The sequence below is a fragment of the Kushneria phyllosphaerae genome (genome assembly GCF_900312995.1).
GTDB classification, from domain to species: domain Bacteria; phylum Pseudomonadota; class Gammaproteobacteria; order Pseudomonadales; family Halomonadaceae; genus Kushneria; species Kushneria phyllosphaerae.
The window spans coordinates 252776-272930 of record NZ_ONZI01000004.1 but is presented as its reverse complement, the minus strand read 5'-3'; the positions used below and the strand labels follow the sequence as shown (position 1 = coordinate 272930).

The window sequence follows — 20155 nt, the reverse complement described above, 5'->3', positions numbered from 1 at the left end:
TGAAATAAAAGGGCCGCGCTGGCAGATACCAGTGCGGCCCGAAAGGACCTTCTATTCGACCTTTAAAGGACGCCTGAGTCGATCCTTGAAGGACGTTCAGGCAAAAAGATCGATGCCGCCGTTGAGCGAGCGTCCCGGCAGGGTGCTGATCGAGATCACCTCGGCATCGGTATCAATGCCCGTAATAGCACTTGAGTCGTCACGTGAGGCCAGGGTGCCGGGCGTTCGTTCCTGCTGCTGGAAGCCACCCTGTTGAAAACTGCCCTGATCACTGACCGAGGCCTGACCCAGCTCAATGCCGCTGGCACTAAAGGCCTCGCGAAGCTGGGGCAGGGCGGCTTCAATGGCGGCACGAACCTGTGCATGATGCGAGGCGATATGCAGCTGAGCGCTCTGCTCGCCCATCTTCAGCGAAATGGACAGCGGCCCCAGCTCGAGCGGGTTCATGTTCAGTCGCGCTTCACCGCCACCACGCATGCTGAGATTGATGACCTGGCGCTCAAATGCCGAGCTCCACTGATCGCTGTCCATGGCAGGCAACGTGGCCGTTGTAACGGCCTGGGCTATTCCAGGCGCCATCGAGTTGGCGCCTGACTGACCCGTCAGGGCAGACAGAGTGTTCAGCGGACTGTCGTTGGTCAAAGGCGTTGTTGCCTGAGTACCCACCGTTGCATCAGAGCTCGATCCAAACACTCGGAAAGCAGATCCGTCGCGCTGCGAAAGAATCTCGCCAAACAGGCGGTCACTTCTGACGCTGTCCTGATCACGGCCGCCAGACAAGGCCAGCGTGGTATCCGCTTTCGAGCTGTCACGACCCCGCAGTCCCTGCTCGAGCATGACGCCCCGAGCGGGCAGGCCACCTTCACGACCGGCGCCTGGCTTCTGGGCCTGCGGCGTCTGAATCATCAGACCGGTATCGACCAGAGCGTAGAGCGTGCTGGCGTCTTCTGTCTGATCACGCTGGGTCAGGCGCTTGCCCTTTTCATCGAGCGTATCGGCCTGGCTGTCAGTGCGGCTGGCAATTGACCTGCCGATATTCGAAAGGGGACTAACGGCGCGCTCAGCCTTTAACGACTCAAGAGGCTGGCGCTCGCCTGACAACGCTGCAAGCCTTGCCTGGCGTGATTCATCACCTCCTTTCTGATTGGCCAGCGTCGCACGAGCTCGGTCAGTGCCCCGCTGCACAGCAGCCTCATCAAGACGCTCACGGCTTTCAAGACGATTGCCCTGAAGCTGCTCAAGGGCACTGGACAACGTTTGACGGGCATTGCTCGCCGGCAGCGATTTTTGATCGGCGGCGATGCTGGCGCCACTGTCTTTGCGCAGCGCAGCGCCTTTTGGATCTGAGCCCGCGTCATCGGCACGAGTCTGCTGCCGGGAGACCGTGGAGGTGCGGTCGTCCGGGCCTGCTTTTGAGGACTCGGTATCGCCCTGACGACGTGCTTTTGTATCGTTTAAAAGGGCACCGAAACCGCTATCGCCCTCGCTGCCCTTCTGGGTGGCGCTGGCAGAGCCCTGGGAGGTGATCTGAGCGTTGACTGGCGTCAGCATGTGTCATGTTTCCTGACAGAAAAAACGTGGTTAGAACCCACCCAGCGCAGACGTTGCCCGGCTGGCATATTCGTCACTCTGGCGCTGTTCGAGCTTGTTCATGCGGTGTTCTGCTTCCTGACGGCGCCGGCTGATCAGGACGTCATAGGAATTCACCCGCTTTTGCTGCTGCTGCCAGTTCGTCATGCCACGTGTGATGCGGCCCTCATGCTGATTGACCTGCTGGCGCTGGTGTTCGATGGCGTGATCGAGCGACGATAAAAAGCGCTGATAGTTCTGAATGGAGGCCATGGTCAGTCCACGCTGCATGGCCTGCTCGAAGCGGCGCAGATAATCATTGCGATAATCACTCAACATCTCGAGCTGTGTATGGCTTTGCTGATGGGCCGAGCGCAGCTGGCCCAGCAGTTTGGCCGCAGCATCACGATCGCCTTCGGCCAGCTCGATCAACATTTCAAGTGATGAATGATTGGACATGGTCCCCTCAGTATCAGTGGCAGTCAGCCTGGTGGCTGGCTTGTGTGCGGTCTCCCGGACGCTATGAGGTCAAAAGCGACTTGAGCCCCTCTACGGAATGCTCGACATCGGCGCGTTCACTCATGCGTTGCTGCAGGAAGGCTTCCAGTGCCGGATAGAGCCTGATGGCTTCATCCAGTAATCGATCGCTGCCTGCGGCATAGGCCCCTACGCTGATCAAATCGCGGTTGCGCTGATAGCGTGACAACATCTGCTTAAAGTATTTGATGCACTCGAAATGTGGTTCGTCGATAAGCGCCGTCATTGCACGGCTTATTGATGCTTCAATATCGATGGCCGGGTAGTGGCCCGCTTCGGCAAGCTTTCGGGACAGTACAATGTGGCCGTCAAGAATGGCGCGCGCCGCGTCGGCGATCGGGTCCTGCTGGTCATCGCCTTCGGTCAGGACGGTATAAAATCCGGTAATCGAGCCCTTGCCCGGGGCATCGTTGCCGGCACGTTCTACAAGGGCAGGCAGCTTGGCAAAAACCGAGGGCGGATACCCCTTGGTCGCCGGCGGCTCACCGATGGCGAGTGCAATTTCACGCTGGGCCATGGCATAGCGTGTCAGGGAGTCCATGATCAGCAGTACGTTCTTGCCACGGTCACGAAAGTCTTCTGCCAGACGTGTGGCATAGGCGGCCCCCTGCAGACGCAGCAGCGGTGACATGTCGGCCGGAGCGGCCACGACCACAGCGCGGCGCTGACCCTCGGCGCCCAGAATGTTTTCGATGAAGTCCTTGACCTCACGGCCGCGCTCGCCAATCAGGCCGACCACGATGACATCCGCCTGGGTGTAGCGGGCCATCATGCCCAGCAGCACACTCTTGCCCACGCCCGAGCCTGCAAACAGGCCCAGACGCTGACCGCGCCCGACGGTCAGCAGGGCGTTGATGGCGCGTACGCCAACATCGAGTACTTCCTCGATGGGAGCACGCTGTAGCGGATTAAGCGTTGGGGAATTCAGCGAGACGTTATCCGGTTCGATCAGCGGTCCACGGCCGTCCAGTACCCGACCACGGGCATCCACGACGCGCCCAAGCAGGGCATCCCCAACCGGCAGTTGCTTGCTCTGGGATTGACCGGCACCCGGGCGAGGGTTGGCCGGCCAGACACGGGCGCCGGGCACCAGCCCACTGGTTTCGACCAAGGGCATCAAAAAGAGACGATCACCATTGAAGCCGACCACTTCAGCCTCGGTTTCTCCCTGACCATCGGCCAGCTCGACCATGCAGCTGCATCCCAGTGGCAGGCGCAGGCCGACTGCTTCCAGTACCAGCCCGGTGGCGCGCGTTAGCCGACCACGTTCGCGATTGGTCGGCAGTTTCTGCACACGTCGAGTGGCTGTTTCCAGCGTGCGCTTCCACTGGTTGAGCATGGCATCACTATTTGATGACATAAGCGCTGCCTCCTGTCTTTGGGTGCATCAATGCTTGCCATGGCCGACGGCGTGACGAAGACGTTCCCATCGGTCGTCTCGGGTGGCATCGATTTCAAGCTGATCGGTTTCCAGTCGGCAGTCACCGCGTGACAGGGAGACATCGCTTTTAAGCTGCCAGCCAACATCACCGAGAAGGGTGCTCAGCTGCTTTTGAACCATGACCAGATCATCGGGGTGGACACAGATACGCGGTGAGCCCCCAAGGGTCGGGTGTTCCATCATCAGTTTTTCGATATCATCAAGAATATGTTCGGGCGCCAGCTCCAGCGACCGCCCGGCCAGCTGGCGGCCGGTCTCCAGCGCCAGTTCGACCAGGGTATAGGCAATATCGTCCTTGAGTTTGCCGGCAGCCGTATCAAAGGCATGAACCATGTCGGCCACCGGCGCCAGTGCTTCGTGCAGGCGCGACTCAAGCTCGAGCTGATAATCCTGATGTGCCTGTTCCCGGGCACTTTCCAGCCCTGCGGCATATCCGGCCTCATGGCCTTCGAGCCGACCCTGTTCAAAACCTTCCTTGCGGGCTTTCTCGAAAGCTTCGCGGCGTATGTCGTCTTCTGCCCGGCGCTGGGGAATGTTTTGCTTCTCCAGTACCTCAGGTGCGGGCTGTCTTGCCTCACGTCTTTCCAGACGATCCATTTCCCAGCGCTGCCAAGATGAGTGATCGTTCGATTTAGACATAGGCGTCGTCGCCGCCTCCAAGGGTTACTTCGCCGGCATCGGCCAGACGGCGTACCAGCTGCAGGATGTTTTTCTGCTCGGCCTCGACCTGCGACAGACGAATCGGTCCACGCATCTGCATGTCTTCGCGCAAAAGCTCCGCGGCACGCGAGGACATGTTGGACAGGAAGCGGTCGCGGAGCTCTTCCGGCGAACCCTTGAGGGCAATGACCAGCGAGTTGCTGTCGACATCCTGCAGAATACGCTTGATGCTCCGATCGTCGATATCGGCCAGATTTTCGAAGACGAACATCTCGTCCAGGATCTGCTGTGCCAGAGAGTCGTCGTGGTGGCGCACGCTTTCGATAACGCTCTCTTCCTGAGTGGTGTTCATCAGGTTGAGGATTTCGGCTGCCGTTCTTACGCCGCCCATCTTGCTGCGCTTGAGGTTCTGGCCGTCCAGCAGACCGCTGAGGACTTCGGTCAGCTCCTGAAGCGCGGCCGGCTGTACACCACTGAAGGTGGCAATGCGCAGTACTACGTCGTTGCGCAGCCCTTCATCAAAGCGTGACAGTACTTCCGAGGCTTGGTGGCGCTCCAGGTGAACCATGATGGTCGCAATGATCTGAGGATGCTCATCGCGGATCATTTCAGAGACCACGCTGGGTTCCATCAAATTCAGAGCATCGATACCGGAATCGTTGCCGGATTCAAAAATATCTTCCAGCAGGCTGGAGGCCCGTTCCTCACCCAGCGCCTTGACCAGCACCGAGCGAATATGGTCGCTCGATTGCAGGTTAAGACCACCGAGTTCCTCTATCTCGGTATCAAATTGCCGGAGCACCTCCATCAGACGTTCGTTGGTCAGCTGGGTGAGTCCGGCCATGGCCAGACCTACCTTTTGAACCTCACGCTGTGACATGTGCTTGAAGACTTCGGCAGCCGTATCGTCATCCAGCGCCATCATGAGAATGGCACTACGCTCGATGCCTTCTTCATTGCCTTCAGTCTTTGCCATTGATCCAGCCTCTGATAATCATTGCGACCATTCTGGGGTCTTTCTGAGCCTGGTCGCGGACCGTGCTCAACAGGGTTTCATGTTCAATGCGCTGACGTCGCTTCTGCTTTTTCGCGATCTGCTCGGCGATATCGGCTTCCGGCGTTTCATCTTCTTCTTCGTCATCCCCGGCGGTCGCCAGTAGCGTACCGTTGCTGCCAGTGGCCGTGGCGCCTGCTGGTGCCTGCATGGCCTGCTGACGTTCTACCAGCGGCTTGAGCAGCTTGCGCCAGAGGATAAAGGCGACAATGGCAATCAGCAGATAGCGACCCAGCGTTTTGGCCAGCGAGATAATCTCGGGGTTTTCATACCAGGCAAGCGTCGGTGCCTGTGCTTCGGCCTGTTGGCTAAAGGCAGCATTGACCACTTCCAGCGAATCTCCGCGTGTTTCGGAGTAGCCCATCCCCTCGCGGACCAGACGCTGAATCTGGGCCATCTCATCCTCGGAGAGGGCAATCATCTCGGTCTGTCCATCTTCGCCTGTCTGATTGCGGTAATTGACCACTACCGCGACGGAAAGACGCTGAACCTGACCGGTATCTTCCTGTACATGACGAATGACACGATTGATTTCATAGTTGGTCGTGCTGCTTTGTGAGGTAGAGCGTGGTCCGGTCGGTGCCTGAGCGGTAGCAGTTTCCTCACCATCCTCATTCTGACCATTATCTTGCTGCGCATTGTTCTGGTTTTGCCCATTACCTGCGGCGTTTTCGACCGGCGAGGGCACGGTGGGTGCGGGTTGGTTGCTCAGCGCCCCGGGAACGCCGCCAATACCACTGCTGCCGCTTTGCTCACTCTCGCTGGACTGGATGCTGCGCACGCTGGCCTGATTGGGATCCTGATTGGGATCGTAGGTTTCCTGCGTATGCTCTCCAACGGAGAAGTCGATGCTGGCAGTTACCTGAGCGCGGACATTGCTATGCCCCACGATCGTTGAAAGCAGGTTCTCAATGCGCTTGCGATAGCTTTCTTCCACCTGAGCGGTGTACTTGAGCTGGGCATCGTTGAGGTTGCGCGTATCGTTGCCGGCCGGCTGTGACAGCAGATTACCGTTTTGATCCACCACGGTGACCTGGTTGACCGGCAGGTTCGAGACGCTGGCCGAGACCAGATGCGTAATGGCGTTGACCTGACCTTCACTGACGGCCCGATTGCGATACAGGGTCAAAATGACCGAGGACGACGGCTGGCGGCGGTCCCGGACGAAAACCGATTCCTGTGGCAGCGCCAGATGGACGCGCGCCGTTTGCACGGAATCGATTGATTCAATGGAACGGGCCAGCTCGCCTTCGAGGGCTCGCTGATAATTGACGTGCTCGGCAAACTGGCTGATCCCGAAGGATTGGCCATCCATCAGTTCAAAGCCAACGCCACCACCCTTGGGAAGCCCTTCGCTGGCCAGTGCCATCCGTGTCTGCTCAACGCTTTCGGCTGGAATCAAAATGGCCTGACCGCCTTCCGAAAAGCGATAGGGCACCTGCATCTGATCCAGACGAGCGATGATGACACCGCCATCACTGTCACTCAGATTGGAAAACAGCACGCGATAATCGGGTGCACGCGCCCATAAAAAAAGCACGACCAGAATCGCGATGACAGCAGCGCCAGCCACAATGAGGGGCAGACGCGGATTGGCCTTGAGGCGATCCATCAGTCCGGACAGCTTCTGATCGGTGCCTTGTGTTGCTTGAGCACTCATCACATCGCCTCAGAGTTATTGGGGTTACGCGGGTTCAGCTCGATGGGCATCGGCAGACTCTTTTATGCGCTGGGCGCCGGGAACGGTGGCGCCCTATACCGGGAGTGGCGTCATTATTACGGGAAGTAACAAGATTGAAGGACCGAATAGCCGTTGTTTTTTTCACTATTTAGAACAATCGACAGGAGCACTTTGTCTTTAAGCTGCGCTGCATTCGGTGACAAAATTTACTTTCAGTTACCTTTACTCTCTTGAGGTTACTCAAATGTCAGTGGCAGCAGCGGGCCTTCAGGCCCTGGTTCAGCAGATGCAGAGCGTGGCGCAGCAGGCAGGCGGTCATTACAATGCTGCCCAGCAGACAGGCGGGCTCAGTTTCGCGGGGGAACTCAAGGGGGCGATCGACCGAATTGATGGTCTGAAGCAGGCTTCTGAAGCCAAGGCTGTGGCGTTTTCACGCGGTGACAGCAATGTGGCACTCAACGATGTCATGGTTGATATGCAAAAGGCCAGTGTCTCCATGGAGATGGGCATTCAGGTGCGCAACCGTGTTCTCAGCGCCTATCGCGAGATCATGAGCATGCAGGTATAAGCCTCAAGAAGGCAGTGCACGGGCGCTTTTCCATCGCCCGTGCATGTTCATCATTTTGATTCTTTTGGAATCAGGCTGTGGTCTGCAGCAGCCGGCCTTTCTGATACGTCGCCAGACGTGCCATATGAAGTACCTCTTGCGTTGGAATCTGACGACTCACATCACCACTTTCTCTATCGATTACGCGCGTTACGACCTGACCGCTATCGTCATGAATATCAAACTCCATGCCAATCGATGTGAAACCCTGGTTCAGCTGTGTCACGGCCTTTTCAAGGCCCGCAGTGTTACTCGGCGGCGTTGAAGTCACGGATATCGGCATCATTGCCGCCGACGTGGCCATAACGGCCCTGCTGGATAATGACGTACTGGCGGCGATCAAAATGGTGGGGGGTAATGATCATGGTGATGCTCCCTTTTCGGGGTTGCTGTCAAAGCTGCTAACAAAAATTGTGCTAAATCGCTTTTATATAAAAAAGCTCTGATACAATAAATCATGAAGAATATGAATTGGAACCTGATGGCTCATAGTTTCAAGGCTTCTTTTAAGCCACAAAAACAAGGTGTTTTGCACTATAAAAAGCAACACACCAGTTCTTTTCCAGGTTTTATTTTTCATTAATTTTAATTAAAACAATGTGTTAGTTGCTTGCTTGATGTCAGGCTGAAGCTGAGTCGTTTACAACCCTGACTCATGACACCCTGTCAGCCATTCGTTTCGTCAGCCCGCCACGAGATCAGATAGAACCAGGGAGCATGCGCGCTACAGCACACTTTCTTTTTGTTACTCGTTTTACCTTTTGCGTAGTCAAAGTTACTTATTGAAATATCAATTGACCTCGCAGGGGACGGCAATGGCGGAATTACACGTTTTTCCAACAACAAGTCAGCACGCCAAAGCAGAGATGCAGGGTTTTGACACGGATAAAAAACAGCTTCTTCCCCAAAGGCGCCAAAGCTTGCTGCGCATGATGCGAAGGAGTATTTCACGCTGGATACCGGATCGCCTTTATATTGCGCACCGCTACCAGAAGCATTTTGGCGTCAGGCCCAACCTGGTCAATCCTGAAACCTTCAACGAAAAAATATGCTATCGGCGCCTGCATCCAGAGCCCATTTTCTCACCGCTGAGTGACAAACTGCTGGTGCGTGACTACGTTCGCCAGAAGATTGGCAATGAGACCCTGTTGCCGCTGTATCCAATTTCCCAGCCCTTTACCCAGCACGATTACGACAGGCTTCCCAGTAGCTTTGTACTCAAGGCCAATCATGGCTCTGGCTATAACCTGGTGGTGCGTAACAAGGCCGAGTACAGTTTTGATCTGATACGGCGGCTTAGCGACCATTGGCTGGCCAGCAACTTCTATCGTGACAGCCGAGAGCTTCACTACCGAAGCATCACCCCGCGCTTGATGTGTGAAAAGCTGCTGCTCGACGAAAACGGCAAGATTCCCAAGGACTACAAGTTTTACTGTTTTCGTGCAGAAGGGCAGGCGCCCAAAGTCTTTATTGAAGTCACGCATGACCGTTTCACCGACTTTCATGTCGATTACTATGATCAGGACTGGAATCTCGTGGATGTCGTCAACGAGCGTTTCAATACCGACTGTCCGATCGAGAAACCAGCACAGCTGGATCGCGCCATGAAAATGGCCCTCAAGCTGTCTGAAGGCTTTGGGTTTGCACGCGTTGATTTCTATCTGATGCGCGATGCAATCTATTTCGGCGAAATTACCTTTACACCTACCGGCGGCATGAAAAACTTCCGGTCAGCAGCGCATGATCTGGCCTGGGGCGAGCTGTTCGATCATCGTCCGATGACCAAAGACTTTGGCTATGAAGACATGGAAGGTAATCGGTATTGAGGAGAGGGTCTCAATAAGGAAAGGGGCTCGAGTGAACCTGCACTGCAATGAGCCTTGTTCTGCAGGTTTGCAACACTAGCGGCAGACGCGATTGCGTCCGTCATGCTTGGCTTGATAAAGGGCGTCGTCAGCGCGTCCAATGGCCTTGTCAAACGTCTCCTGAGGCCTTTCAATTTCAGCAACGCCGATACTGATGGTCACGTTGATGGCTTGTGCAGAAATCACAAAAGGCTCGGACTCAATATGCTTTCTCAATCGTTCTGCGAAAGCACCTGCTTCGTCAATGGTGGTATGAGTCAGTACGACCAGAAACTCCTCCCCGCCCCAGCGTACAGCGATATCATCGCGGCGCATCAGGTTTTTCAAACGCTTGGCAAAGATTTTTAATACGGCATCTCCGCCTTCATGGCCCAGCGTGTCATTGATTCTTTTGAAATGGTCAAGATCGCCCAAAAGCACGCATACCGTGCTACCGGGATTCTTTAAATCAAGCCTTGTCAGTGCATGCTGAATGCCACGCCGATTAAAAAGCCCGGTTAGCGCATCAGTGTCGGCCTGATGTCTGAGCTGTAGATTGGCTCGCTCTCCACTCATCGCCACATACCCGACATACACCAGAACGCTATTGATCTGATCAAAAATAATCGTTACACGAGCGGTTTCTGTCGATATCTGAAGATCTGTCAATATCAGCATGCCGGCAGACAAGGCAAAGCCCAGGGCATAGATGCCAAAGGCAACGGCCACCACAATCTGGGACCAGAGATCTTCACGTCTGGCAATCAGGATCTCGACGACCACCATGACGGAAACGACGGTCGCACAGAGGAAGTAAATGCTCGCGACGGTAGTTTTCGCAATGCCAAACCATGGCACCAGCAGGCAGGCTAGTGCAGGCGTTACAGTCAGGATGACCACTGCCACAATGGCATATATATGAAAATGAAGACCGTAAAAACGCCTTAGTCCGCTCCACGACAATACGAGGCTGGCCATATAAAGGGTAAAGATCTGCATGCTTTCCAGCATTGGCAGCGTCAGATTAGTAGGCTCTTTGGCCAGCATCATGGCGCCCAGCAGGGAGGCCATAATTGCCCCCAGCCAGTGCCAAAGGTAGGACTTTTCCCGCTGACGCAATGCCAGGATCAGGAACACTGCGAAATAGGCGGCCCGGCTGACCGTACTGGAAAAGCTTAGCGTTGCAAGATCAAGCATGGAGTTGGCGTATCCCCGTAAATACCCGGCATTTTCAATCCTGCCGGTGACGTTTTGAGGAGCCTGTCGTGCGTTGCGGCGCCTCTCTGACCCAGTCCTTCAAAGCTTAAAAACGCAGGCCCATGCCTGCGCCCAGTACCAGCACATCGATATCGCTTTTGGCATTAAAACCATCCCCGTTGAAATGCTGCGCAGGCGTTATCACATAGCGAACGCTGGCGGTCGCATACCAGTATTCAAAGAGGCGGTAATCCTGTCCGGCGTCAAAAAGCGGGCTGGTAATGGATTCCATCGTTATCTCTGGCACGCCCGTGGCAAACTCAACGCTAATGAACCAGGTATGGTTAACACCTGCCCTCAGACATGGATTCAGAGCGGCGTCGAGGAGAAAGTTATAGTGAGCGACCAGTGAAGCCGTACCGCTTCTGGTATGGCTGACCTTGAAATCGCCCTGTTGGCTCTTTTTCAAGCGGCCATCCGTTGGGATGACGCCAGTCGTCGCTTCTATTGACCAGTGATCAGTCAGGAAATAACTGATATCCAGCGTTGGCAAAACCTGTGAAGAGGTTTCCAGCCGGCCGCCCAATGGGGGGCTCGCTGCTTTTATTCACCGGAATTACGCCGGTGGCTTTTAGTCGTATCAGCCAGTCGCCCTGTTGCAAGCCTGTCAGCTCAGAAAGGCTGAAGGCCGCAACGAAAGGGAGGTCTCAGTTTTATGAGGAGCCAATAGTAGTAACGGCGTCTCACAAGCCACTCTTTAACGTGCTGTAACAATGATGAAGATATGGAAATACTATCAATAACAGGCTGGCCCCATGGGGATAGAGGCTGCCAGGACATATTTGATGTTCCAGACGGTGGCTGGCCGGGCTGATGAAAAGCAACCATGAAGGCGCCGTAAGAGCGCCCTGTCTATCGGCCTGAGTAGTGGGGCTTAACGCAGTAGTGCAAGCACGCTATCGAGTCGTTGATTGGCCTGTGCCAGCACGGCGGTACCCGCCTGCTGTGTGATTTGTGCGCGACTCATGTTGGAAATTTCAACGGCGTAATCGGCATCCATGATGCGTGACATGGCGCCAGCAGTGATCGTCCGTTTATCAGCAGCTGCCTCTGCGACACCTTCAAGCCGGTTTTGCTGCGCGCCATAACTTCCACGATATTCACTGACGCGATCCATGGCACGATCAAGATCTCCCAGGGCCGCTTGCGCTTGTTCTATAGGGTCGAGGCTCGTATTCCTGAGCCCCAGTGTCTCACTGTCCGAAGGCGTTGCCTTGATGGTGACTTGTTGCATGGCGCTGTCAAAATCGGCACCTACCACGATATCCGTATCGGTACTGACCGGGCCCAGGGGAGGCGGTGGTGGGGTGTACTCAAGCGGCATGTGGTCCCAGGTGGCCGAGGCATTAAAATTTCCCTCTCCAACCACAAAGATTAGCAGGTCTTCAGTGACGTTATTAACGGCAAGAACTTCAAGCTGACTTTTCTGATCATCGATGCGGCCATTATTGAAGCTGGAGCCGCTTTGACCGGCCGTGTCGGGATACTGGCGATCGCCATCCCCCGACCACTGGATCTGCATGCCGTTGTAATCGGCCGTCACGGGCAGGTTATTGGTATTGTATTGGCCCGTGCCATCCTGCAGACCACTACCGTCATATTGAGCGCCAGACTTGAAACCTTCCGAGGGGTTCATGAGCAGAAGATTGGCATCTGCCTCGCTCGATATATTCTGGTGTTGCCAGACATGATCGGGGTTCTCTCCTGCAAGGGGAGTGCCAATCAGATGTCGTCCATCCGTGGTGAATAGCTGAATATCATCGTCATAGGCCAGAGAATCCATTTCCAGCCTGAAATTCTGTGTGCCAGCTGGAAGGTAAGCCACGCTTTTGACGCCTGAAGCATAAGGTCGGAATTGAGGCTCGAGGACTTCACTGGCCGGGAGAGTATCGCCGAGTTTTACCGGTAACGGTTGTGGGGTTGCCGGTGCCAGCGGTGCCTTGCCAAAGACAGTGGTTTCAGTGGCGATACGATCAATCTCGGTACGCAGCTGAGTAAACTCCTGCTGCAGGGCAGCTCTGTCCGAATCTGAAAGGGTGCCAGTGGAAGCTTGTACGGCGAGCTGACGTGAGCGCTGTAGCAGGTCATTGATGTTTTCAAGACCACCATCAGCCGTCTGGATCAGGCTGACGCCATTATTCACGCCACGAGTGATCTGCGTATCAGCATTCAGATTGGCCTGAAGTCGATTGGCAATGGCCATGCCTGCTGCGTCGTCTTTGGCGGTGTTGATACGTAGACCGCTGGATAAACGTTCGATGGCCTGGTTTAACGAGCGCTGATTTTTGTCCAGCTGAGTTGCAGTGGAGAAAGAGGGAGATGACGATATCGAGAACATGAACGCTCTCAAACGCGAGAATGTGCCTGTTATATCGGCCGGATGTGGCATGAGTTGAGCCAATGACTGAACTGAAAACCTGTAATAAAGACCACAAAAAGGGCGCCCGAAGGCGCCCCTGATATTGTTAACTCTGGTGCTTTCATCCGGTCTGCGATTAACGCAGCAGGGACATGACGCCCTGAGTGGTCTGGTTGGCCTGAGCCAGTACCGAAGTACCGGCCTGCTGCAGGATCTGTGCCTTGGACATGTTGGAGACTTCGGTCGCGTAGTCGGCGTCCTTGATCTGTGACATGGCGGCAGACAGGTTGGTCGAAGTCGTGGCATTGCCTTCGACAACCGACTGCAGACGGTTCTGCTGGGCACCCAGAGTACTGCGCGAGCTGTCAACCAGCTGCAGGGCAGCGTCGATATCGGCCAGAGCGGAACCAGTGTCAAAGTTAGCGGCAGTCACATCAGGCTCGGCACCGCTACCACCAGCAAAGAGAGTCGCAGTGGTCACGTCTGACAGAGTCAGGTTGATGGTCTGGCCATCGTTGGCACCGACCTGAATACGGACGTCTGTAGCGCTGCCATCCAGCAGGTTCTTGCCGTTGAACTGGGTCTGACCGGCCAGGCGGTTGATCTCTTCCAAACGCTGACCGATTTCATCCTGAATGGACGTCTTGTCGGCATCAGTATTGGTGCCGTTGGCAGCCTGTACGGTCAGTTCACGAATACGCTGCAGGTTGTCGGTGACCTGACCCATGGCGCCTTCAGCGGTCTGTGCCAGCGAGATACCGTCATTGGCGTTGCGGTTGGCCTGGTTCAGACCGGTGACCTGAGCATTCATGCGGTTGGAGATGGCCAGGCCTGCGGCATCATCCTTGGCGCTGTTGATGCGCGAACCGGAAGACAGACGCTCGATGGCGGTGTTCAGGGACTGCTGAGACTTGTTCAGGTTGTTCTGGGCGTTAAGCGACAGAGCATTTGTGTTGATGACCATTGCCATGTGTGTGATTTCCTATAGGTCTTTCTAAAAGGAAGCGACTCTGTGAGCCGTGATTCGCGGCATCTGCCGCCTGATGCAATTATCGGTACTGCATGTTCGTTTCTTTAGCTGCCTGGGAAGGTTTTTCTATTCCCTGTGAGGTGGTTACCGCTGTGGGCCACCTGTCCCTGCACGCTGCCCTGGGCAGTTCATCGTGCCTGCCCATTCATTAACGGCATCAGCCGGGAATGCTTTAGTTACAGCGGAAGGTTTTGCTGATATTGCTTGAAAATGAAAAGCGGATGGGCCACGACGCTTGCCAGCAATAGGCAAGCCTTGCAACGGCGGGTCGTAAAAGAGAAGAGAGGAAGGGGAGAGTCACGCTGTCAACACAAATGCTCTGAAGCGCTGGCACCAGGCAAAACCACAAAAAGGGCGCCCGAGGGCGCCCCTGATACTTTTAACTCTGATGCTTTCAATCGGTCTGCGATTAACGCAGCAGGGACATGACGCCCTGAGTGGTCTGGTTGGCCTGAGCCAGTACCGAAGTACCGGCCTGCTGCAGGATCTGTGCCTTGGACATGTTGGAGACTTCGGTCGCGTAGTCGGCGTCCTTGATCTGTGACATGGCGGCAGACAGGTTGGTCGAAGTCGTGGCGTTACCTTCGACAACCGACTGCAGACGGTTCTGCTGGGCACCCAGAGTACTGCGCGAGCTGTCAACCAGCTGCAGGGCAGCGTCGATATCGGCCAGAGCGGAACCAGTGTCAAAGTTAGCGGCAGTCACATCAGGCTCGGCACCGCTACCACCAGCAAAGAGAGTCGCAGTGGTCACGTCTGACAGAGTCAGATCGATGGTCTGGCCATCGTTGGCACCGACCTGAATACGGACGTCTGTAGCGCTGCCATCCAGCAGGTTCTTGCCGTTGAACTGGGTCTGACCGGCCAGGCGGTTGATCTCTTCCAGACGCTGACCGATTTCATCCTGAATGGACGTCTTGTCGGCATCAGTATTGGTGCCGTTGGCAGCCTGTACGGTCAGTTCACGAATACGCTGCAGGTTGTCGGTGACCTGACCCATGGCGCCTTCAGCGGTCTGTGCCAGCGAGATACCGTCATTGGCGTTGCGGTTGGCCTGGTTCAGACCGGTGACCTGAGCATTCATGCGGTTGGAAATGGCCAGGCCTGCGGCATCATCCTTGGCGCTGTTGATGCGCGAACCGGAAGACAGACGCTCGATGGCGGTGTTCAGGGACTGCTGAGACTTGTTCAGGTTGTTCTGGGCGTTAAGCGACAGAGCATTTGTGTTGATGACCATTGCCATGTGTGCGATTTCCTATAGGTCTTTCTAAAAGGAAGCGACTCTGTGAGCCGTGATTCGCGGCATCTGCCGCCCGATGCAATTATCGTTACTGTGTTGGGCGCTTCAGGAAATATTTCTCCTGTTGAAGTGGTTGCAGCCCTGAGCCACTTATCGTTGCACGCTGTGTTATTCGGTTCACCGTGCTTGCAAATCTGTTAACGACTCGGTAGGGAAATGCTTTAGTTGGCGTCGACTTATTTTTTATCAAGTTAATGATCTATTGCTCGCAAACGCCAAAAATATCTTGATTAATAAGGCATTTTTAAATTCGTCTAAGCAGACAATATTTGATGATCTGCGACCCATTTTGTCTCCAGTAGCTCCCCGCACGTGTTAAACCCATTCAAGACGTACTGCTAATGTGCTATCCATGGCTGTAATCATCGAACGCAATGGGTGGGTATATAAGGTGCTGGGTGGTAACCCTGTTTTGCTGCTTACGATCAAGCGGAGGCTTCCGTTACTATCTGTTGTCTGCATTGCAGTGGGCTTTTGTATTGCATGCTTGATAGCTGACGCGGCGCCGAGCTGCGTCCGGCCAGAAGAGCCGGGTACAGGAGAGCGCACATCAGGAGACGGGCCCATGCTCCGAATAAGGTGGGCATTGATCAGACTGAAATGGCTTGAACCGTGATCAGCCTGAGTCTGTTGATCTTGACTGTGTGTCACGGCATTAGTGCCGGGCCACTGATGGTGTTGATGGACAGAAAAAATCGACACCACGCGTAGTGCTCCAGTCCCATGGCAGGTTTTTGATGGCGTCAGTTTTTGGCAGGAACATCAATCCCTAAAGAAAGCCGTACTTTTCGTGGCTCTTTTCCCATTCGTTTTTGTAGTGTTCTGTCAATAATGTGTGCACAAGACAGGCTGGACACATCGTGTGTCCCCTCATCAAACGGATTTCAGGATATGGGCATGTATACGGCTCAAGGCAGAATCGATCAGAGGCAACTGCTGGACGACTATATGCCACTGGTTCGACGTCAGGCACTTTCGATGCAGGTGCGTCTACCGGCCAGTGTGGAGCTGGATGATCTGATACAGGCAGGCATGCTGGGTCTTCTGGACGCCTTCAAGCGATTTGACGCCGATCAGGGCGCAACGTTTTCGACCTACGCGTCTCAGCGAGTTCGCGGCGCCATGATCGATGAGCTTCGCTCACGTGACTGGCTGCCGAGAAGCGTCCGGCGCAGTGCCCGTGATATCGACCGGGCCATCTGGAAGCTTGAGCAGCGCGACGGGCGAGCCCCGACAGAGCGTGAGGTGGCTTCCGAGCTGGGTATCGAGCTGCGCGAGTATCAACAGGTGCTTAGCGATACCAATAATGGCTTTCTGATGACCTATGAGGACTCAAGCTCCGATGAGGCAGAGGCTTCGCGTCTGTCGGAAAGTGTTGAAACCTCACTTGACCCGCATGATGCGTGGATTGCCGGTGCTGAACGCCATGAGATGATGGCGGCTATTGAAGCGTTGCCCGAGCGTGAAAAACTGATGATGGCGCTCTATTATCAGGAAGAGCTGAACCTCAAGGAGATCGGCGCTGTCATGGGGGTGAGTGAGTCACGTGTTTGCCAGCTTCATGGTCAGGCGGTAGCAAGGCTTCGTGCAGCACTGGTTTCCATAGACGATTGAAACATTTCTAAACTGTCAAGTGACCCATATTGTTCAAGGCGCCTTCAAGGGCGCCTTTTTCTTTTGTGGGTTCGAGGGGGAGCCTGTTTCGGCGCCACGACTCTGGTTCATGAGGAAACGGTTCTTTTCGGGAGTTAATATAATTTAACGGCTTTAGCGCATATGTCGTTTTATTGCATAGACAGGCACAGTTTTGATATTTATTGGCGGTTACCTACAGAAACATTTCATTGCAATCAATGGCTTGCAGCTTTCAGAAGTTCGTATGATTAAAGGATGGGTATGTCATCGATATATTCACTTTCGGCCACACTATTGTCATTCCTATGGCTGTAAAAAATTGATGAGCTGCAGGGGGTGATGCTGAAAAAGGCTGGATAAACAAGGCCTATCTGAGCATGAGTATTAGTTTTCTAGTACTAAATTTTAAATTGGTATTATTTATTTAATAATAAAAAACATTTTTTATTATGTTTTGTAGTTCTTCATAGTTTAGCTTTTGACTGCACGATTAATGTATCAAAGCGCGATTTTAATAATCTTTGACAGTTTCATACTTTACTTGATCAGCCCTTCCCTTATTCTGCGTACAACTTTCAGCAAGTCAGCACTGAAATATTGTCGTCATGCAGACAGCAGGTTATGCGTTTTTTTATCACAACCTGATATCGCGACCGCCATGTTTCGACAATCGTGCTGCTCACTGAAAACGGTTACTGATTTGAAGGTCCTGATGCCGCGCCCATGCCTTGTTGCATTCAACGCCGCTGCCTTCAGTCCTAAAGATTCTGGCGCATAGAGGCGCCGTGCCGTACACAACGCGTTATTGCCGAGGGAATGGATATGATGATGGACAGCAGAGAATTTGACGTCGCCGCAACTGAAGTCATCCTTCATGAGCACACCAACATTTTGATGCCCATGACGCTGGTGGCTCAGCAGGTCGGTCTTTCATGCTCGCATCTTCGTCGCAAGTTCAAACAGTCCTTCGGCGTAACGCCCACTGACTATCATGCAGCGATCCGTCTGGACCGCGCTGCCATGCTGTTGATTTATACCCGCAAGTCCATCATGGAAGTCGCACTTGAGTGCGGCTACCAGGATCATGCTGCCTTTAGTCGTGTGTTTCGACGTCACTTCGGCAGCTCACCGCGCGGCTATCGTGAAAGCATGCGTATGGAGATCGCCACCAACGGTCTGGTGCGTGACGATGCGACACCGGTCAATGTGGTCGAACACGATGAGGAATATTTCCTGGTCATGCGCTCTTTTGGTGATGACAAGAACAGTGAAGAGAGTCTTCGTCAGATGCTGCTGTCCATGTGTCCGCAGCATGCCAAGGAGTCCATCGTTGAATCTGTCTGCTTTTATTATGATGATCCAAACATTACGCCGACGCACCGCATGCGCAAGGATGTTGGTTATCGCATGACACGTCGTGCGACCTGGAATCCGCCGCTGCCGCTGCGCTGGGTCACGGTGCCGGCCGGCCGTTCGATGAGTGCCACACTGGGCAGTGAAAAGGATCGCGAGCAGTGCTTCAAGCACATGGCGATCCGCTGGGCGCAAGAGCATAACGAGCAGATTCGTGTTGATCACTCACGCGTTATCTATCATGAAGGCCTGCGTGATGCCGGCATGAAAAGTCTTGAGCTGCGTGTTCCTCTTGATTGATTGACGAAAGAGAGCAGAATATTTCTGAACGCCCCGCCATGCGGGGCGTTCTTGTTGTTATTGTTGACCTTCTGTCCGGCAGGTTCGAACACCAGGCTTAAATGGTAGGCACTATCGACCACCATTAATTTACATACATACAGGAATGCATCTAAACTGGCTTCATTCTCGGTTTGACCCTCATCGCGCGCTCTTGAAAAAGCGTCAGTTGATCACCTAATAACGACGGATATCCTCCAGATGAATCAGAAGTTTGCCAGACGGATCCAGGGGTGGAGTCTGATTGGAGTCTTCTCGCTGTTGCTTGTCGCCTGCGGCGGTAACGATGATAAAAAAGACGAAGGGCAGCAGGCACCACCGCCCAAGCAGGCTCAGGTACAGACGCTTAAACCGTTTGATCTGGAGATGGACAAGACCTATCCGGCCATGGTGCGCAGCGACCGCTCGGTCGACATCATCGCGCGCGTGGATGGCACGCTGGAGCAGCAGCATTATCGGGCCGGAGATATCGTGCAAAAGGGCGATATCCTGTTCACGATCGAAAAGGATACCTACCAGGCTGCTGTGGCGCAGGCACAGGCCGACCTGCAGAGCGCGCGAGCCAGTGCCAATGAAGCGCAGCGTGATTACGAGCGCTATCAGCGTCTTTATCAAAATGGCTCGATCAGCCAGCAGCAGCGGGATCAGGCACTCAGCCAGCGTGATACTTCCAGAGCCGCCGTCGCGCAGTCACAGGCTGCCCTGAAAAGTGCCCGGATTGACCTCGATTACACGGATGTCAAGGCGCCCGTAACAGGGCAGGTCAGTCTTAATGAGGTCAATGTCGGCAACTATGTGGCGCGCCAGACCGAGCTGGCAGAGGTCACCCCGGTTGACCCGCTTGAAGTGCGTTTCTCCCTGCCTCAGGACGATGCCTTTGCGCTGCGCCGTCAGCGTCATATGGAGGATGCCCCCAAAGTGGGCGTCGAACTTGATTTTCCTTATGGTCAGGACAGCGCTACCACGGACACCTCACTGGAAGGTGATCTCGACTTTCTTGGCGACCGTGTCGATGAGAGCACCAGTACCGTGCAGTCACGCGCCGTATTCGAAAATCCTCAGAATCTTTTCCTGCCCGGACAGTTTGTCCGCGTCAAGCTGAAAAATCTGATGCGGTTCCATGTGCTGGCCGTACCTGAAGTGGCGGTCACCGAAGGGCTCAAGGGTCCTCAGATCTTTGTGCTCAACGATAACAATGAAGCCGAAAGCCGCTTTGTCACGATGGGAGAACAGGCTCGGGGCTGGGTCATCCTGACCGAAGGCATTGCGCCTGGTGATCGCGTGATCGTCAGTAATCTCGGTGGTATTTCGGGCGGCAATAAAATCGATCCTCAGCCCTTCGATGGCAACACGGACGAGACGCCTGGAGACCCTTCCGGCAAGGACGGTGGCAGCGCGAGCAACATGCCGGGGCAGAGTACTGGTGTTAGCGGTGACTCCGATCAAACCAGTGCTGATGAACGCAGCAGCAACCATTAAGGGCGATTTG

At 54.7% G+C, this 20155-nt stretch carries 17 protein-coding genes; 5 read left to right on the top strand and 12 right to left on the bottom strand.

What is annotated here, in order from left to right; translation table 11 throughout:
• Window positions 1-96: 96 nt before the first annotated feature.
• The 6 genes from KSP9073_RS17700 to fliF all read right to left on the bottom strand — a co-directional run bounded on the left by KSP9073_RS17700 (window position 97) and on the right by fliF (window position 6921).
• Window positions 97-1551, bottom strand: coding sequence for a flagellar hook-length control protein FliK (locus KSP9073_RS17700; RefSeq protein ID WP_207771483.1), 1455 nt, complete (start codon window positions 1549-1551; stop codon window positions 97-99).
• Between the two features lie 30 nt (window positions 1552-1581).
• Window positions 1582-2028, bottom strand: coding sequence for a flagellar export protein FliJ (gene fliJ, locus KSP9073_RS14370; RefSeq protein ID WP_108843660.1), 447 nt, complete (start codon window positions 2026-2028; stop codon window positions 1582-1584).
• Between the two features lie 61 nt (window positions 2029-2089).
• Window positions 2090-3466: a flagellar protein export ATPase FliI gene (gene fliI / locus KSP9073_RS14365; RefSeq protein ID WP_207771482.1), complete on the bottom strand. Its 1377-nt coding sequence runs from the start codon at window positions 3464-3466 to the stop codon at window positions 2090-2092.
• A 27-nt stretch (window positions 3467-3493) separates the two neighbouring features.
• A complete protein-coding gene (locus tag KSP9073_RS14360) occupies window positions 3494-4186 on the bottom strand; it encodes a flagellar assembly protein FliH (RefSeq protein WP_108843659.1) in 693 nt (230 codons plus the stop codon).
• Entirely contained in the window at window positions 4179-5183 is a 1005-nt protein-coding gene (fliG, locus tag KSP9073_RS14355) for a flagellar motor switch protein FliG (RefSeq protein WP_108843658.1), read from the bottom strand. The genes KSP9073_RS14360 and fliG overlap by 8 nt, the downstream gene beginning before the upstream one ends.
• Window positions 5170-6921 carry a flagellar basal-body MS-ring/collar protein FliF gene (gene fliF / locus KSP9073_RS14350; protein WP_108843657.1) on the bottom strand — a complete coding sequence of 584 codons (1752 nt, stop codon included), beginning with the start codon at window positions 6919-6921 and terminating at the stop codon, window positions 5170-5172. The genes fliG and fliF overlap by 14 nt, the downstream gene beginning before the upstream one ends.
• A 271-nt stretch (window positions 6922-7192) precedes the next feature.
• Between fliF and fliE the strand changes: the two genes are divergently transcribed.
• Entirely contained in the window at window positions 7193-7510 is a 318-nt protein-coding gene (gene fliE, locus KSP9073_RS14345; RefSeq protein ID WP_108843971.1) for a flagellar hook-basal body complex protein FliE, read from the top strand.
• Window positions 7511-7580: 70 nt separating this feature from the next.
• Here the strand turns inward: fliE and KSP9073_RS14340 are convergent, their stop codons facing one another.
• Window positions 7581-7832: a flagellar protein FlaG gene (locus KSP9073_RS14340; protein ID WP_243409266.1), complete on the bottom strand. Its 252-nt coding sequence runs from the start codon at window positions 7830-7832 to the stop codon at window positions 7581-7583.
• Window positions 7833-8478: 646 nt separating this feature from the next.
• On the opposite strand from KSP9073_RS14340, the gene KSP9073_RS14335 reads away from it, so the two are divergent.
• On the top strand, window positions 8479-9375 hold the full coding sequence (locus KSP9073_RS14335) for an ATP-grasp fold amidoligase family protein (protein ID WP_165814269.1): 897 nt from the start codon (window positions 8479-8481) through the stop codon (window positions 9373-9375).
• 75 nt (window positions 9376-9450) lie between these two features.
• Here KSP9073_RS14335 and KSP9073_RS14330 read toward each other — a convergent pair whose 3' ends face one another.
• The 5 genes from KSP9073_RS14330 to KSP9073_RS14310 all read right to left on the bottom strand — a co-directional run bounded on the left by KSP9073_RS14330 (window position 9451) and on the right by KSP9073_RS14310 (window position 15282).
• On the bottom strand, window positions 9451-10590 hold the full coding sequence (locus KSP9073_RS14330) for a GGDEF domain-containing protein (RefSeq protein ID WP_108843654.1): 1140 nt from the start codon (window positions 10588-10590) through the stop codon (window positions 9451-9453).
• 106 nt (window positions 10591-10696) lie between these two features.
• Window positions 10697-11176: an OmpW/AlkL family protein gene (locus KSP9073_RS14325; protein ID WP_165814268.1), complete on the bottom strand. Its 480-nt coding sequence runs from the start codon at window positions 11174-11176 to the stop codon at window positions 10697-10699.
• Between the two features lie 348 nt (window positions 11177-11524).
• Window positions 11525-13039: a flagellin N-terminal helical domain-containing protein gene (locus KSP9073_RS14320; protein ID WP_207771481.1), complete on the bottom strand. Its 1515-nt coding sequence runs from the start codon at window positions 13037-13039 to the stop codon at window positions 11525-11527.
• Window positions 13040-13145: 106 nt separating this feature from the next.
• Complete coding sequence (locus KSP9073_RS14315; protein ID WP_108843651.1) at window positions 13146-13979, bottom strand: flagellin N-terminal helical domain-containing protein; 834 nt, start codon at window positions 13977-13979, stop codon at window positions 13146-13148.
• 469 nt (window positions 13980-14448) lie between these two features.
• Window positions 14449-15282 (bottom strand): flagellin N-terminal helical domain-containing protein, encoded by an 834-nt coding sequence (locus KSP9073_RS14310; protein ID WP_108843650.1) that lies wholly within the window; start codon window positions 15280-15282, stop codon window positions 14449-14451.
• Between the two features lie 954 nt (window positions 15283-16236).
• On the opposite strand from KSP9073_RS14310, the gene KSP9073_RS14305 reads away from it, so the two are divergent.
• The 3 genes from KSP9073_RS14305 to KSP9073_RS14295 all read left to right on the top strand — a co-directional run bounded on the left by KSP9073_RS14305 (window position 16237) and on the right by KSP9073_RS14295 (window position 20145).
• Complete coding sequence (locus tag KSP9073_RS14305; RefSeq protein WP_108843649.1) at window positions 16237-16953, top strand: RNA polymerase sigma factor FliA; 717 nt, start codon at window positions 16237-16239, stop codon at window positions 16951-16953.
• A gap of 843 nt (window positions 16954-17796) precedes the next feature.
• Window positions 17797-18627 carry an AraC family transcriptional regulator gene (locus KSP9073_RS14300; protein ID WP_165814267.1) on the top strand — a complete coding sequence of 277 codons (831 nt, stop codon included), beginning with the start codon at window positions 17797-17799 and terminating at the stop codon, window positions 18625-18627.
• A gap of 240 nt (window positions 18628-18867) precedes the next feature.
• Window positions 18868-20145 (top strand): efflux RND transporter periplasmic adaptor subunit, encoded by a 1278-nt coding sequence (locus KSP9073_RS14295; protein WP_108843647.1) that lies wholly within the window; start codon window positions 18868-18870, stop codon window positions 20143-20145.
• Window positions 20146-20155: the final 10 nt, after the last annotated feature.